Below are 15182 nucleotides of genomic sequence, written 5' to 3' on the forward strand. Positions count from 1 at the left end.
CCGATTTCCGGGCGCTATGGTCTGCGGACAAGGCACGTTACTGATGGGTAAGGGGAATCGGGATGCAGCTCGGTATCAACCTCGGCTACTGGGGTGCCGGCATGGACGCGGACAATCTGGCCGTCGCCCAGGAGGCCGACCGGCTCGGATACGCCGTCTGCTGGGCCGCCGAGGCCTATGGATCCGACGCCGCCACCGTTCTGACCTGGGTCGCCGCCCAGACCGAACGGATCGACGTGGGCTCCGCCATCTTCCAGATCCCGGCCCGCCAGCCCGCGATGACCGCTATGACGGCGGCCACCCTCGACTCGCTCTCCGGCGGCCGCTTCCGGCTCGGCCTCGGCGTCTCCGGCCCGCAGGTCTCCGAGGGCTGGTACGGCGTCAAGTTCGACAAGCCGCTGGCACGCACGCGTGAGTACGTCGAGATCATCCGCAAGGCCATGACGCGCGAGCGCCTGTCGTACGAGGGTCAGCACTGGACGCTGCCGCTGCCCGGCGGCCCGGGCAAGCCCCTCAAGCTGACCGTGCACCCGCAGCGCGAGCACATCCCGCTCTACGTCGCGGCGATCGGCCCGAAGAACCTCGAGCAGACCGGTGAGATCGCCGACGGCGCCCTGCTGATCTTCCCCTCCGCCGACCACCTCGAGGACACGGCGATCCAGTACCTGCGGGCCGGCCGGGAGAAGGCGGGCAAGTCCCTCGACGGCTTCGACATCTGCCCGACCCTGCCCCTGGCACTCGGCGACGACAAGGACGTGGCCACGCTCGCCGACACCTTCCGCCCCTACACCGCGCTGTACGTCGGCGGCATGGGCAGCCGCAAGCAGAACTTCTACAACCAGCTCGCCCAGCGCATGGGCTACGAGAAGGAAGCCGCCGAGATCCAGGACAAGTACCTGTCCGGCGACAAGCAGGGCGCCGCGGCCGCCGTGCCGCACGACCTGATCGACAAGACGGCCCTGCTCGGTTCCGTGGAGCGCATCGCGGACCGGATGAAGGCCTACGCCCAGGCCGGTGTCACCACCCTCACCCTGGCCCCGGCGGGCTTCACGCTCGACGAGCGGATCGCGTCCCTGCGCGCCGGCACGGAGGCCCTGGAGCACGCCGGGCTCGCCTGACACGACTGAACCCGACGGAGATTTCTGCGGCCGTGGTGGGGGCTCGGGGGGTCTTCCCCGCCACGGCCGTCACGCAGAACAACGCGGGGAGCCGCCGACGGTTACGTCCTCCATTTGGCGGAGTTGTCCGTCGCACCTGTTGCAGCACCGTGCGGCCCGCACTTGACTCGTTCTTTGCGGAAACTGCGGAATCTGCAGCACGCGCACGCGCGCGGGAGAGGTGCCCACGATGCTTTCGGCCAAGAGTCTGTTCCAGGAGATCCTCGCCAACGACGAGTCCTTCGCCCTGTTCTGCTCCATCGCCGCGAGCGGCGAGTCCCAGGGCGGCTGGGAGAACGCCCGGATCGCCGCGCTCGTCCCGGAGAGCGAGCGAGAACTCGCCCCCAAGATCACCCGCCACGGTGCCGACGAGGACAAGCACGGGCGGATCTTCAACGCCCTGCTGAAGAAGCGCGGCCTCGACCCCGTCCCGGTCCCGCCGGAGACCGACTACACGATGCTCCTGGAGAAGAACGGCATCGGCCTCGCGCACGAGCAGCTCAAGCGCGACGAGCGGCTTGCGGTCCGGGACATCGTCACGTACCTCTCGCACAGCAGGGTCACCGAACAGCGCGCCTCCGAGCAGATGGAACTGCTCCGCAAGCACTTCGCGGACGACCCCGACATCGGGCGCGCGGTCAAGCAGATCTCGGGCGACGAGGACAACCACCTCGCCTACTGCCACGAGGAACTGCTGCGCTTCGCCTACGCGGGCCACGGCCGGGTCATCCAGCGGACCCTGCGCGAGTGCGCGCTCGCCGAGATCCGGATCTACCGGGACGTCAGCCTCGCGGTCATGGCGCACATGGGGCGCATCCTGGGCTGGTCGAAGGCCAAGTCGACGGCGCTCGCGGCGGGCATCCACGCGATGTACGCCTACGAACGGCTGGGCGGCTGGCGCCGGATGGTCTCCCTGGAGATGCCCGAACGCCGCGACGCGCTCGGCGGCCCGGCCTCCACGGCACCCGAGTTCGCCTGAGACCACCCGGTCTACAGCCACCCCCGGCGCTTGAACAGGCGGAACACCAGCACCTCCAGAACGACCATCAGCACGATGAGGGCCGGGTAGGACCACTCCCAGCGCAGCTCGGGCATGTGATCGAAGTTCATGCCGTAGATCCCCGCGACCATCGTGGGGATCGCGGCCATGGCCGCCCAGGCGGAGATCTTCCGCATGTCGTCGTTCTGCCGGACGCTCATCTGCGCCAGATGTGCCGAGAGGATGTCCGACACCAGCCGGTCCAGGTTCTCCACGGACTCGTTCACGCGTGTGAGGTGGTCGCTGACGTCCCGGAAGAAGGGCCGGGCCCGGTCGTCCACGAACGGCACCGTCACACCGGACTGCGCCGTGCCCGCCAGCCGGCTCACCGGCAGGGCCAGCGGCCCGGTCGCCCGGCGGAACTCCAGGACCTGGCGCTTGAAGTCGTAGATCCGGGACGCGGTGTTCCGTGAGCCGCCGTCCAGCGGTGAGAACACCTCCGTCTCCAGCCCCTCCAGGTCGGCCTGCAACTCCATCGCGACGTCCAGATAGTGGTCGACGGTGGCGTCGGCGATCGCGTACAGCACCGACGTGGGCCCGTTGCCCAGCAGCTCCGGCTCGTGCTCCAGCCGGTGCCGCACGGCCTTGAGCGGGGCGCCCTCGCCGTGCCGGACGGTGACCGCGAACGAGTCGCCGAGAAAGATCATGATCTCGCCGGTGGAGACGGTGTCGCTCCGTGGCTCGTACACCACCGGCTTGAGGACCACGAACAGCGAGTCGTCGTACACCTCCAGCTTGGGCCGCTGATGGGCCTTGAGGGCGTCCTCGACGGCCAGCGGATGCAGGCCGAACTCCCGGGTGACATGGTCGAATTCGCGCTCTGTCGGTTCGTGCAGCCCGATCCACACGAAACCTCCCGCCTCACGGGCCTCACCCAGGGCGTCGGAGAAGTCCTCCGGCCCCTCGGTCCGGTGTCCGTCGCGGTAGATGGCACAGTCGACGATCACGAAGCGAGTCTCCCGTCACTCGAACGACACCGTACGCGCGCGTGCGCCTACGCTGGATCGCATGCCCACGTTGATCCTGGTCAGGCACGGACGTTCCACCGCCAACACCGAGGGACTGCTCGCCGGCTGGACGCCCGGTGTCGCCCTCGACGAACGCGGCGCCGCGCAGGCCGCCGCGCTGCCCGGGCGGCTGGCCGAACTGCCCCTCGCCGAAATCGTCACCAGTCCGCTCCAGCGCTGCCAGGAGACGATCGGGCCCCTGCTCGAGGCCCGGCCGGACCTTCGCCCGCACACCGACGAGCGCATCGGCGAGTGCCACTACGGCGACTGGTCCGGGCGCAAGCTCGCCGAGCTCAAGGACGAGCCCCTGATGGAGGTGGTGCAGGCGCACCCGTCCGCGGCGGCCTTTCCCGGCGGCGAGTCGATGCGGGCCATGCAGACCCGTGCCGCCGAGGCCGTGCGCGAGTGGAACGCGCGCGTGGAGCGCGACCACGGCGCCGACGCCGTCTACCTCATGTGCTCGCACGGCGACATCATCAAGTCGCTCGTCGCCGAGGCACTCGGACTTCATCTGGACCTCTTCCAGCGGATTTCCGTTGAACCGTGTTCCATCACCGCGATCCGTTACACACGACTGCGGCCGTTTCTCGTCCGCCTCGGCGACACCGGTGACTTCACGTCCCTGGTGCCGCGCGAGGAAGCGCCGGACGCCGACGCCCAAGTCGGGGGTGGTGCGGGCGCACCGTGATCGTCCGCCGCAGTAGGGTGAAGCGGTCGCAGCAGTGCCGTGGTCACACGGCCCCCACGATTCCAATGGAGACAGGACGTGTCCCGTCAGGTGTTCCTCTACGACCATCCGGAGCGTTTCGTGGCCGGTACGGTCGGACTGCCCGGGCGCCGTTCGTTCTTCCTCCAGGCCACCGCCGGCTCCCGGGTGACCAGCGTGGCACTGGAGAAGACCCAGGTCGCCGCGCTCGCCGAGCGCATGGACGAACTGCTCGACGAGGTCGTACGCCGTAGCGGCGGCAGCGCCTCCGTCCCCGCCGTCGCACCGACGGAGATCAACGACAGCGCCCCCCTGGACACCCCCGTCGAGGAGGAGTTCCGGGTCGGCACCATGGCGCTCGCCTGGGACGGCGACGAGCAGCTCATGATCGTCGAGGCGCAGGCGCTCGTCGAGCTCGACGCCGACTCCGAGGAGGACCTCGCCGAGGCCGAGGAGCGGCTGCTCCAGGACGAGGAGAACGGGCCGCCGATGCTGAGGGTGCGGCTCACCGGTGCGCAGGCGAGGGCCTTCGCCAAGCGCGCCCTCGACGTCGTCAACGCCGGGCGGCCGCCGTGTCCGCTGTGCAGCCTCCCGCTCGACCCGGAAGGACACGTATGTCCGCGCCAGAACGGATACCGCCGCGGAGCGTGACGCCTCCTGAGGACCCCGCCGAGCTGCTCGCCCGGGGCGAACTCACCGTACGCGGACGCATCCGTGAGGCCTCCAACGCCGCCCTGTACTGCACGGTGTCGTACGACGGCCGGGAAGCGGCCTGCGTCTACAAGCCGGTCGCCGGGGAGCGGCCCCTGTGGGACTTCCCCGACGGGACGCTCGCCCAGCGCGAGGTCGCCGCGTACGAGGTCTCCGAGGCGACCGGCTGGGGCCTCGTACCGCCCACCGTGCTGCGTGACGGCCCCTACGGCGAGGGCATGTGCCAGCTGTGGATCGACGCGGTGCCGGACGCGGAGCTGCTCGCGCTGGTCGACGGGGAGGAACCGGAACCGGGCTGGAAGGCGATCGGGTTCGCCGAGGTCGGCGAGGGACGTACCGCGCTGCTCGTGCACGCCGACGACGAGCGGCTGCGGCGGCTCGCGGTGCTGGACGCAGTGATCAACAACGCCGACCGCAAGGGCGGCCACCTGCTGCCCACGGGCGACGGGCGGTTGTACGGGATCGACCACGGAGTGACCTTCAACGCGGAGAACAAGCTGCGGACCCTGCTGTGGGGCTGGGCGGGGGAGCCCCTCACACAGGAGGCAGCCGACGTCCTCGAGGGCCTCAGAAAGGATCTGGCCGAAGGCGGGGCCCTCACCGCACGGCTGGAACCGCTGATCACCGCCGCCGAGGTCGACGCCGCACGCGCGCGTGTCGGTGCGCTCCTCGCCTCAGGGACGCATCCGGAGCCGAGCGGGGAGTGGCCGGCGATTCCCTGGCCACCCGTGTAGGAGCACAGAGGCCGGGATCGCGCAAGAACGCCTTCTCGGCCGTCCGGACCGCTCCCATTCGTAGATGGAACTTCAGTCCGGTTACGCTCATGACATGCATGCCTGGCCCGCTTCCGAGGTCCCCGCCCTGCCTGGTCAGGGCCGCGACCTGAGGATCCACGACACCGCGACCGGCGGCCTCGTCACCCTCGACCCCGGTCCCGTCGCCCGTATCTACGTCTGCGGCATCACCCCGTACGACGCCACCCACCTGGGACACGCGGCGACGTACAACGCGTTCGACCTCGTGCAGCGCGTGTGGCTCGACACCAAGCGGCAGGTTCACTACGTCCAGAACGTCACCGACGTCGACGACCCGCTCCTGGAGCGGGCGCAGCGCGACGGTATCGACTGGGCCGCCCTCGCCGAGAAGGAGACGGTTCTCTTCCGCGAGGACATGACGGCCCTGCGGATGCTGCCGCCGCGGCAGTACATAGGCGCCGTCGAGGCGATACCCGGCATCATCCCGCTCGTCGAGCGGCTGCGGGACGCGGGCGCGGCCTACGAACTCGAAGGGGACGTCTACTTCTCCGTCGAGTCCGACCCGCACTTCGGCAAGGTCTCGAACCTCGACGCCGAGGCGATGCGGCTGCTGTCCGCCGAGCGCGGCGGCGACCCAGACCGGCCCGGCAAGAAGAGCCCCCTCGACCCGATGCTCTGGATGGCGGCCCGTGAGGGCGAGCCCAGCTGGGACGGCGGATCGCTCGGGCGCGGACGGCCCGGCTGGCACATCGAGTGCGTGGCCATCGCCCTCGACCACCTCGGCATGGGCTTCGACATCCAGGGCGGCGGCTCCGACCTCGCCTTCCCGCACCACGAGATGGGCGCCTCGCACGCCCAGGCCCTCACCGGCGAGTTCCCCATGGCCAAGGCGTACGTACACGCCGGCATGGTCGCCCTCGACGGCGAGAAGATGTCCAAGTCCAAGGGCAATCTGGTCTTCGTCTCCACCCTCCGGCGCGAGGGTGTCGACCCGGCCGCCATCCGGCTCGCGCTGCTCGCCCACCACTACCGCGCCGACTGGGAGTGGACCGACCAGGTCCTCCAGGACGCCGTCGCCCGGCTCGGCCGCTGGCGCGCCGCCGTGTCCCGGCCCGACGGCCCGCCGGCGGAAGCGCTCGTGGAGGAGCTCCGCGAGGCCCTCGCGAACGACCTGGACGCCCCGGCCGCCCTCGCGGCTGTCGACCGCTGGGCCGCCCTCCAGGAGGAGAGCGGCGGTACGGACATCGGCGCGCCCGGTGTCGTCTCCCGCGCGGTGGACGCGCTGCTCGGCGTCGCGCTCTAGCCGAGAACGGACCAAGGGGCGTCTCCCGGCCGGGAGACGCCCCTCTGGCGTTCAGGTACCGCCTCAGTCCTCCGACGACTCCTCGTCGTCCGTGCCCGGCTTGGGCTGGGCCGACGACTCCCCGTCGTCGGTGCCCGGCTTGGGCGGCTTCGGCGGGCGCGTACGGCCGCTGGGGCTGTCCCGCAGATACGACGTGCTGTCGCTGCCGTCCGCCGTCGCGTGTCCCCCGGAGGCGGTCGGTCCGCCGCCGTCCCGCCGTCTCAGATAGCGCTCGAACTCACGCGCGATGGCCTCGCCCGAGGCTTCCGGCAGCTCGGCGGTGTCCCGGGCCTCCTCCAGCGACTGGACGTACTCGGCGACCTCGCTGTCCTCGGCGGCCAGCTGGTCCACGCCCACCTGCCAGGCGCGCGCGTCCTCGGGCAGCTCGCCCAGCGGGATGCGCACGTCGATCAGGTCCTCCAGGCGGTTCAGGAGAGCCAGCGTGGCCTTCGGGTTGGGCGGCTGCGACACGTAGTGCGGCACCGCCGCCCAGAGTGAGACGGCCGGTACGCCCGCGTGCGTGCACGCCTCCTGCAGGACGCCCACGATGCCCGTGGGGCCCTCGTACTTGGTCTCCTCCAGGTCCATCCGGCGGGCCAGGTCGGCGTCCGACGTCGTCCCGCTGATCGGAACCGGACGGGTGTGCGGGGTGTCGCCGAGCAGGGCGCCCAGGACGACCACCAGTTCCACGCCCAGTTCGTGCGCGAAGCCCAGCAGTTCGTTGCAGAACGAGCGCCACCGCATGGACGGTTCAATGCCCCGGACGAGAACGAGATCGCGTGGCTTGTCCCCTCCGACCCGGACCACCGACAGCCTTGTCGTCGGCCAGGTGATCTTGCGGACGCCCGCTTCCATGAACACCGTGGGGCGGTTCACCTGGAAGTCGTAGTAGTCCTCGGCGTCGAGCGCCGCGAACACCTCGCCCTTCCATTCCCTGTCCAGATGCGCGACCGCGGTGGAGGCGGCGTCGCCGGCATCGTTCCAGCCCTCGAACGCGGCCACCATGACCGGGTCGACCAGCTCGGGAACCCCCTCGAGCTCGATCACCCAGTGCCTCCTTCCGACGTACCCTCGCGAACGCCCCAACCTTACGGCGTGCCAAGGGGGCGCCCGCAGCCCCCTCGCAGGGGGAGTGACCCCATCACTGCCCCGCGACGCACCCCTGAACACCCCGGACTCATCCGAGCTGTCCGTGAGGCTCCGGTCACAGCGTGGAGCGCAGCCACTGCTCCACGCTCGCGATGTGCACCGTCGCCCACGAGCGCGCCGCCTCGGCGTCCCGGTCGCGCAGGGCGGCGAGGATCGCCCGGTGCTCGCGCAGGGTGCGGGCGACGGCGTCCTCCTGGGTGAGGCCGCGCCAGATACGCGCCCGGGTGGTGGGGCCGGACAGCCCGTCGAGCAGCGAGCACAGCACGGAGTTGCCCGAGCTGTGCACGATGCCCCGGTGGAACTCCAGGTCGCAGGCGACGAGATCCTCCACGGACGGGGCGTCGCCCAGCTTGTCCAGCTGGGCCGTGAGCGCGTCCAGCTGCTGTTCGCTGATCCGCAGCGCCGCCATGGCCGTCGCGGCCGGCTCCAGGATGCGGCGTACGGCGAGGAACTCCAGGACCGTGTCGTCGCGGTGGAAGTCCACGACGAAGCTCATGGCCTCCAGCAGGAGCTGCGGGTCGAGACTTGTCACATACGTGCCGTCGCCCTGCCGGACGTCCAGGATCCGGATGAGGGACAGCGCCCGTACGGCCTCCCGCAGGGAGTTGCGGGACAGGCCGAGGTCGGCGGCGAGCTCGCTCTCCTTGGGCAGCCGGTCGCCCGGGCGCAGCGCGCCGGAGACGATCATTCCCTTGATCTTCTCGATCGCCTCGTCGGTGACTGCCATGGCCGGCCTCCTGTCGCTTAAGACCTCCGACGTATCACGTCATTATGCGGGGACGGACACGCGGAGGGGGCGGCTCCGTCGGCGTGGAGCCGCCCCCTCTCGGGTACGGGTCGGTAACGCGCCTACTTCTTGTCGAGCAGATCCTGGACCTTGGCGCGGACGTCGTCCGTGGCCAGGCCGCGGATCGTCAGCGTCGTCCGGCGGCGCAGCACGTCGTCCTGCGTCTCGGCCCACTCATGGTCCCGGGCCCAGACGACCTGCGCCCAGATCTCCGGGGCGTCCGGGTGCACGCGCTCGGCCAGCTCCGGGCTGTCGTTGGCCATGCGGGCGATGTCGAACGCCAGCGAGCCGTAGTGCGTGGCCAGGTGCTTGGCGGTGTCGGCTCCCATGCGCGGGCCGGGTGCCGGGCGGTCGGTGAGCAGCCGGTGGGCGACCGCGCGCGGGTTGGCGATGCCCGGCAGCGGCAGCTTCTTCGGCAGCGAGCTGATCGGCTCGAAGTCGTCGCCGAGCGGGTGGCCCGGCAGCGACTCCAGCTTCTGCATCACCGTACGGCCGATGTGCCGGAAGGTGGTCCACTTGCCGCCCGCGACGGACAGCATGCCGCCCTTGCCCTCGGTCACGACCGTCTCGCGCTTGGCCTTGGAGGTGTCTCCGGGGCCGCCCGGCAGCACCCGCAGGCCCGCGAAGGAGTAGGTGATGAGGTCGCGGCTCAGCTGCTGGTCGCGTACGGAGAAGGCGGCCTCGTCGAGTATCTGGGCCGTGTCCTTCTCGGTGACCGAGACATCCGCCGGGTCGCCCTCGAACTCCTCGTCGGTGGTGCCGAGCAGCAGCATGTCCTCCCAGGGGAGGGCGAAGGTGATGCGGTACTTGTCGATCGGGGTGGCGAGCGCGGCCTTCCAGGGGGAGGTGCGCTTCAGGACCAGGTGGGCGCCCTTCGACAGCCGGATGGACGGCGCGGCGTTCGGGTCCTCCATCTTGCGCAGGTGGTCGACCCACGGGCCGGTCGCGTTCAGCACCAGCCGGGCGCTGACGCCGAACTCGTCGCCGGACAGCCGGTCCTTCAGCTCGGCGCCCGTGACCCTGCCCTGGGTGGAGCGCAGGCCCGTCACCTCGGCGTGGTTGAGGACGACCGCGCCCGCCTCCACGGCGCCGCGGACCGTCATCAGCGCCATGCGCGCGTCGTTCATCTGGTCGTCGCCGTAGACGGCCACGGCCTTGAGGTTCTCGGTGCGCAGCTCGGGCACGTCCTGCGCCGCCTTGGCGGGGGAGAGGAGGTGCCCGACGCCGTCACCGAACGCGGAGAGCGCGGAGTAGGCGAAGACGCCCGCCCCGAGCTTCGCCGCGCCGTGCGGCCCGCCCTTGTACACCGGGAGGTAGAAGGTGAGCGGGTTCGCCAGGTGGGGGGCCACCTGGCGGGAGACCGCACGGCGCTCGAAGTGGTTCTCCGCCACCAGCTTCACCGCGCCGGTCTGCAGGTAGCGCAGACCGCCGTGGAGCAGCTTGGAAGAGGCGGAGGAGGTGGCACCGGCGAAGTCGCCGGCGTCGACCAGAGCCACCCTGAGGCCGGACTGCGCGGCGTGCCAGGCGGTGGAGATGCCCAGGATGCCGCCGCCGATCACGAGAAGGTCGTACGACGCCTTGGAGAGCTGCTCCCTGGTCTCGGCTCGGCTCGGGTTCGAGCCGGAGGCCGGGTGCGTCCCCAGGGCAGGCACGGACTGCAGGGTGGACTGACTGGTCATGCGCTTTCTTACTCCTCGTCCTCGAGCCAGCCCATGGTCCGCTCGACGGCCTTGAGCCAGTTCTTGTACTCACGGGCGCGGGTGTCCGCGTCCATGCGGGGGGTCCACTCGGCGGCCCGGCGCCAGTTGGCGCGCAGGTCGTCGGTGCTGTTCCAGAAGCCGACGGCGAGACCGGCGGCGTAGGCGGCGCCGAGGCAGGTGGTCTCGGCGACCATCGGGCGCACCACGGGGGCGTCCACGAAGTCGGCGAGGGTCTGCATCAGCAGGTTGTTGGAGGTCATGCCGCCGTCGACCTTGAGGGCGGCCAGCTCCACGCCGGAGTCCTTCGTCATGGCGTCGGCGATCTCGCGGGTCTGCCAGGCGGTGGCCTCCAGGACGGCACGGGCCAGGTGCGCCTTGGTGACGTACCGGGTCAGGCCGGCGATCACACCGCGGGCGTCGGAGCGCCAGTACGGGGCGAACAGGCCCGAGAAGGCCGGCACGAAGTAGGCGCCGCCGTTGTCCTCGACCGACAGGGCGAGGGTCTCGATCTCGGCGGCGGTGGAGATCAGGCCCATCTGGTCGCGCATCCACTGCACCAGCGAGCCGGTGACGGCGATCGAGCCCTCCAGGGCGTAGACCGTGTCCTGGTCGCCGATCTTGTAGCCGACGGTGGTCAGCAGCCCGCTGTACGAGTTGATGATCTTGTCACCGGTGTTCATCACCATGAAGGTGCCGGTGCCGTACGTCGACTTGGTCTCGCCCTCGGCGAAACAGGTCTGGCCGAACAGGGCGGCCTGCTGGTCGCCGAGCGCCGAGGCGACCGGGATGCCGCCGAGCAGGTCGCCCAGCTTGCCGCCCGTGATCTCGCCGTAGACCTCGGCGGAGGAGCGGATCTCGGGCAGGATCTGCTTCGGGACGCCGATCGACTCGCAGATCTTGTCGTCCCACTCCATGGTGTGCAGGTTCATCAGCATCGTGCGGGACGCGTTGGTGACGTCCGTGACGTGCTTGCCGCCGTCGACCCCACCGGTCAGGTTCCAGATGACCCAGGTGTCCATGGTGCCGAAGAGGATGTCGCCCGCCTCGGCGCGCTCCTTCAGCCCGTCGACGTTGTCGAGCAGCCAGCGGGCCTTCGGGCCGGCGAAGTAGGAGGCGAGGGGGAGGCCCGTCTCGCGGCGGAAGCGGTCCTGGCCGACGTTGCGGCCGAGCTCGCGGCAGAGGGCGTCGGTGCGGGTGTCCTGCCAGACGATGGCGTTGTGGACGGGCTCACCGGTGTTCTTGTCCCACAGCACGGTCGTCTCGCGCTGGTTGGTGATGCCGATGGCCTTGATGTCGTCCCGGGTGATGCCGGCCTTCTCGATGGCCCCGGCGACGACCTCCTGGACGTTCGTCCAGATCTCGGTGGCGTTGTGCTCGACCCAGCCCGGCTTCGGGAAGATCTGCTCGTGCTCCTTCTGGTCGACGGAGACGATCCGGCCGTCCCGGTCGAAGACGATGCAGCGGCTGGAGGTGGTGCCCTGGTCGATGGCGGCGATGAAGGGGCCGGCGGTGTGCGCGTCGGTCACAGTGTGCTCCTGGTAATTCCGGGTTTATGGGGCTTTACGTACGGCGCGTGCTGAGAGTTTCGCGAGGAAGCGTGCTCTAGGCGAATGCGACGTTGTAGATGCCTGCGGCGATGGCCCCGCCGATGAGCGGACCGGCCACCGGGATCCAGGCGTAGCCCCAGTCGGAGCCGCCCTTGTTGGGCAGCGGCAGCAGGGCGTGCACGATACGCGGACCGAGGTCACGGGCCGGGTTGATCGCGTATCCCGTCGGGCCGCCGAGGGACAGACCGATGGAGACCACCACGAGCGCGGTGATCAGGGCACCCAGGGTGCCCAGGCCGTTGCCCTTGTCGTTCAGGCCCTGGGTGAGCACGGCGAGCACCAGCACGATGGTGCCGATGATCTCCGTGGCCAGGTTCTGCCAGGCGACCCGGACCTCGGGCCCGGTGGAGAAGACGCCCAGCACGGGGCCGGCGCCCTTCTCCTGCGCCTCGACGGCCTTGGCCGTGGCGGTGTCCTGCGCACCCGGACCGCCGACGATCTCGCGGTCGGTGAGGTGGGCGTGGAACTGACCGTAGTAAGCGATCCAGACCAGGCCCGCGCCGATCATGGCGCCGAGAACCTGACCGGCCCAGTAGACCGGGACGTTCTTCCAGTCGCCGTCCTTGATGGCGAGCGCCAGCGTCACGGCCGGGTTGAGATGGGCGCCGGACAGCGGCGCCGTGGTGTAGACCGCCGTGAGCACCGCGAAGCCCCACCCGAAGGTGATGGCGAGCCAGCCGGCGTTGCGGGCCTTGGAAGCCTTCAGTGTGACGGCGGCGCAGACGCCGCCGCCGAGGAGGATGAGTATGGCGGTACCGATGGTCTCGCCGATGAAGATGTCGGAGCTGGACACCCGCGACTCCTTTGTCCTTCGTCCAGGGGTGAAGTTCGATACCGGCCTGGCGTTGTCCCACTCTAGCGCGTATTGCCGGTAGCTGTTCGACAATGTCGACCGATGGACGGGAGTCTTGCTTCGGGGTTACAAGCACGTCAAGGGCTCTGTTGGCGAAAATACGATCGTTACTGATCGCTGCCCGTTCCGCGGATCCCCGACGCTCGTGATCGCGGACATGCCGAGGACCGGAGCGCCGTACGACGCCCCGGTCCCGCTGTGTCCCGTCAGAACCGCCCGGCGCCCAGGTCCCGCGACACCGCGCGGGCACAGTCCCGGACGGCCGCGATCAGCTCCGGCCGCACCGCACCCTCTTCGTCGGACCGGCACAGCCGCTCCACGGCGCCGGTGATGCCGACCGCGCCGACGGGCATGCGCCGCCGGTCGTGGATGGGTGCGGCCAGGGAGGCGACGCCCTCCCAGGTCTCCTCGACGTCCGCCGCGTAACCCCGCGCGCGGGTGAGGTCGAGGAGGCGCTCGAAGTCCTCCGGGTCGCACACGGTCCGGTCGGTGAACGCCTTGCGGTCGTTCTCCAGGGCCTCGCTGTGCGCCACCGGGTCGTAGGCGGACAGCACCTTGCCCAGGGCCGTGGAGTGCAGCGGCTGCATGGCCCCGATCTCCAGGACCTGCCGGCTGTCGTCGGGCCGGAAGACGTGGTGCACGATCAGCACGCCCTGCTGGTGCAGGACGCCCAGGTAGACGCTCTCGCCGCTGGAACGGGCCAGGTCGTCGGCCCACACCAGGGCGCGCGCCCGCAGCTCGTGCACATCGAGGTAGGTGGTGCCCAGGCGCAGCAGCTCGGCGCCCAGCTGATAGCGCCCGGAGGCGTCGTCCTGCTCCACGAAACCCTCCTGCTGGAGCGTGCGCAGGATGCCGTGGGCGGTGCCTTTGGCCAGGCCCAGCGACGAGGCGATGTCCGACAGGCCGAGCCGTCGCTCGCCGCCCCCGAGCAGCCGCAGCATCGCGGCCGCCCGTTCGAGCGACTGGATGTTCCGTGCCATCGCCGTACTGCCTCCGTCCCCTTCGACCGCCGACAAGCGGCACCACAGCCCTTGTTCGGCAATGTCGAACACTACCGGTCGATGCCGACCTCTCGCTAATGGCGGGACGCCATTTGTTGTGTCACAGGCGGTTCATCGGACGCACAACGGCCGCCCCGGCGCCATCGGCGTCCGCCCCGTGGACGCGGTGCCCATCCAAGCCGACTCCCGGTTACGCTGGCGCGGTGCGCCCTTCCCCGGATGTCCTCCGGATGTCCGGGAAGCCGCAAAGCCGACAGCCGTCGCATCCGAGGGAGCCCTTTACATGGCCTCGTTGCCGCTGACCCCTTCCGCAGACAGCCGGACCCGTGTGTCCGCGCTCCGAGAGGCCCTGGCCACCCGTGTGGTGGTGGCCGACGGTGCCATGGGCACCATGCTCCAGGCGCAGGACCCGACCCTTGAGGACTTCCAGAATCTCGAGGGCTGCAACGAGATCCTGAACCTCACGCGGCCGGACATCGTCCGTTCGGTCCACGACGCGTACTTCGCGGTGGGCGTGGACTGCGTCGAGACCAACACCTTCGGCGCCAACCACACGGCCGCGGCGGAGTACGACATCTCCGACCGCGTGCACGAGCTGTCCGAGGCGGGTGCCCGGATCGCCCGCGAGGTGGCCGACGAGTACGCCGCCCGGGACGGCCGGCCGCGCTGGGTGCTCGGCTCCGTGGGCCCCGGCACCAAGCTGCCCACGCTGGGCCACGTCTCCTACGCCACCATCCGTGACGGCTACCAGGCCAACGCCGAGGGCATGCTCGCCGGCGGCGCGGACGCGCTGCTGGTGGAGACCACGCAGGACCTGCTCCAGACGAAGGCGTCCATCCTGGGCGCCCGCCGGGCCATGGAGGCCACCGGCGTCGACGTGCCCCTGCTGTGCTCGATGGCCTTCGAGACCACCGGCACCATGCTGCTCGGCTCCGAGATCGGCGCGGCCCTGACCGCGCTGGAGCCCCTGGGCATCGACATGATCGGCCTGAACTGCTCCACCGGCCCCGCCGAGATGAGCGAGCACCTGCGCTATCTGACGCGCCACTCGCGCATCCCGCTGCTGTGCATGCCGAACGCCGGCCTGCCGATCCTGACCAAGGACGGCGCCCACTTCCCGCTCGACGCCGAGGGCCTGGCCGACGCCCAGCAGAACTTCGTCCAGGACTACGGCCTCTCCCTCGTCGGCGGCTGCTGCGGCACCACCCCCGAGCACCTGCGCCAGCTGGTGGAGCGCGTCCGGGACCTCACCCCGACCGAGCGCAGCCCGCAGCCCGAGCCGGGTGCCGCCTCGCTCTACCAGAGCGTGCCGTTCCGGCAGGACACCTCCTACCTGGCCATCGGTGAGCGCACCAACGCCAACGGTTC

The 15182-nt window shown here is 70.4% G+C and carries 14 protein-coding genes; 7 read left to right on the forward strand and 7 right to left on the reverse strand.

The window, feature by feature from the left end:
* Positions 1-62 precede the first annotated feature (62 nt).
* Together AC07DF_RS39500 and AC07DF_RS39505 are read left to right on the forward strand one after the other, a co-directional pair.
* Entirely contained in the window at positions 63-1118 is a 1056-nt protein-coding gene (locus tag AC07DF_RS39500) for an LLM class F420-dependent oxidoreductase (RefSeq protein ID WP_478982093.1), read from the forward strand.
* Positions 1119-1347: 229 nt separating this feature from the next.
* The gene (locus tag AC07DF_RS39505) at positions 1348-2136 is read left to right on the forward strand and encodes a ferritin-like domain-containing protein (protein ID WP_478982095.1); all 789 of its coding nucleotides are present in this window, start codon (positions 1348-1350) and stop codon (positions 2134-2136) included.
* Between the two features lie 11 nt (positions 2137-2147).
* On the opposite strand, the gene corA is transcribed toward AC07DF_RS39505, so the two are convergent.
* Complete coding sequence (corA, locus tag AC07DF_RS39510; protein WP_478982097.1) at positions 2148-3143, reverse strand: magnesium/cobalt transporter CorA; 996 nt, start codon at positions 3141-3143, stop codon at positions 2148-2150.
* 61 nt (positions 3144-3204) lie between these two features.
* Here corA and AC07DF_RS39515 point away from each other — a divergent pair, with 61 nt between their 5' ends.
* The 4 genes from AC07DF_RS39515 (at position 3205) to mshC (ending at position 6678) form a co-directional block, all read left to right on the forward strand.
* Positions 3205-3891: a histidine phosphatase family protein gene (locus AC07DF_RS39515; RefSeq protein WP_478982099.1), complete on the forward strand. Its 687-nt coding sequence runs from the start codon at positions 3205-3207 to the stop codon at positions 3889-3891.
* Positions 3892-3969: 78 nt separating this feature from the next.
* Entirely contained in the window at positions 3970-4560 is a 591-nt protein-coding gene (locus AC07DF_RS39520; RefSeq protein WP_382497871.1) for a DUF3090 domain-containing protein, read from the forward strand.
* Positions 4524-5354 carry an SCO1664 family protein gene (locus AC07DF_RS39525; RefSeq protein WP_478982102.1) on the forward strand — a complete coding sequence of 277 codons (831 nt, stop codon included), beginning with the start codon at positions 4524-4526 and terminating at the stop codon, positions 5352-5354. Before AC07DF_RS39520 ends, AC07DF_RS39525 begins: the two co-directional genes overlap by 37 nt.
* 94 nt (positions 5355-5448) lie before the next feature.
* Complete coding sequence (mshC, locus tag AC07DF_RS39530; RefSeq protein ID WP_478982104.1) at positions 5449-6678, forward strand: cysteine--1-D-myo-inosityl 2-amino-2-deoxy-alpha-D-glucopyranoside ligase; 1230 nt, start codon at positions 5449-5451, stop codon at positions 6676-6678.
* Between the two features lie 63 nt (positions 6679-6741).
* Here mshC and AC07DF_RS39535 read toward each other — a convergent pair whose 3' ends face one another.
* The 6 genes from AC07DF_RS39535 to AC07DF_RS39560 form a co-directional block, all read right to left on the reverse strand.
* Entirely contained in the window at positions 6742-7764 is a 1023-nt protein-coding gene (locus tag AC07DF_RS39535) for a PAC2 family protein (protein ID WP_189726594.1), read from the reverse strand.
* A gap of 157 nt (positions 7765-7921) precedes the next feature.
* On the reverse strand, positions 7922-8593 hold the full coding sequence (locus tag AC07DF_RS39540) for a FadR/GntR family transcriptional regulator (protein WP_184597459.1): 672 nt from the start codon (positions 8591-8593) through the stop codon (positions 7922-7924).
* A 122-nt stretch (positions 8594-8715) separates the two neighbouring features.
* Complete coding sequence (locus AC07DF_RS39545; RefSeq protein ID WP_478982107.1) at positions 8716-10332, reverse strand: glycerol-3-phosphate dehydrogenase/oxidase; 1617 nt, start codon at positions 10330-10332, stop codon at positions 8716-8718.
* Between the two features lie 8 nt (positions 10333-10340).
* Positions 10341-11879, reverse strand: coding sequence for a glycerol kinase GlpK (gene glpK, locus AC07DF_RS39550; protein ID WP_020276828.1), 1539 nt, complete (start codon positions 11877-11879; stop codon positions 10341-10343).
* 76 nt (positions 11880-11955) lie between these two features.
* Entirely contained in the window at positions 11956-12753 is a 798-nt protein-coding gene (locus tag AC07DF_RS39555; RefSeq protein ID WP_478982110.1) for an MIP/aquaporin family protein, read from the reverse strand.
* A 266-nt stretch (positions 12754-13019) separates the two neighbouring features.
* Complete coding sequence (locus AC07DF_RS39560) at positions 13020-13793, reverse strand: IclR family transcriptional regulator (protein ID WP_478982112.1); 774 nt, start codon at positions 13791-13793, stop codon at positions 13020-13022.
* Positions 13794-14097: 304 nt separating this feature from the next.
* Between AC07DF_RS39560 and AC07DF_RS39565 the strand changes: the two genes are divergently transcribed.
* Positions 14098-15182 (forward strand): homocysteine S-methyltransferase family protein (locus AC07DF_RS39565; protein WP_478982114.1); only part of this gene is annotated, 1085 nt, incomplete at its 3' end.

The sequence above is a fragment of the Streptomyces sp. NPDC044719 genome (assembly GCF_056433405.1).

Excerpts from the sequence above, each read along its gene's own strand:
- AC07DF_RS39525 (WP_478982102.1), top strand. The coding sequence starts at position 4,524 with ATGTCCGCGCCAGAACGGATACCGCCGCGGAGCGTGACGCCTCCTGAG.
- mshC (WP_478982104.1), top strand. The coding sequence starts at position 5,449 with ATGCATGCCTGGCCCGCTTCCGAGGTCCCCGCCCTGCCTGGTCAGGGC.
- AC07DF_RS39505 (WP_478982095.1), top strand. The coding sequence starts at position 1,348 with ATGCTTTCGGCCAAGAGTCTGTTCCAGGAGATCCTCGCCAACGACGAG.
- AC07DF_RS39560 (WP_478982112.1), bottom strand. The coding sequence starts at position 13,793 with ATGGCACGGAACATCCAGTCGCTCGAACGGGCGGCCGCGATGCTGCGG.
- AC07DF_RS39515 (WP_478982099.1), top strand. The coding sequence starts at position 3,205 with ATGCCCACGTTGATCCTGGTCAGGCACGGACGTTCCACCGCCAACACC.
- AC07DF_RS39540 (WP_184597459.1), bottom strand. The coding sequence starts at position 8,593 with ATGGCAGTCACCGACGAGGCGATCGAGAAGATCAAGGGAATGATCGTC.
- AC07DF_RS39500 (WP_478982093.1), top strand. The coding sequence starts at position 63 with ATGCAGCTCGGTATCAACCTCGGCTACTGGGGTGCCGGCATGGACGCG.
- AC07DF_RS39545 (WP_478982107.1), bottom strand. The coding sequence starts at position 10,332 with ATGACCAGTCAGTCCACCCTGCAGTCCGTGCCTGCCCTGGGGACGCAC.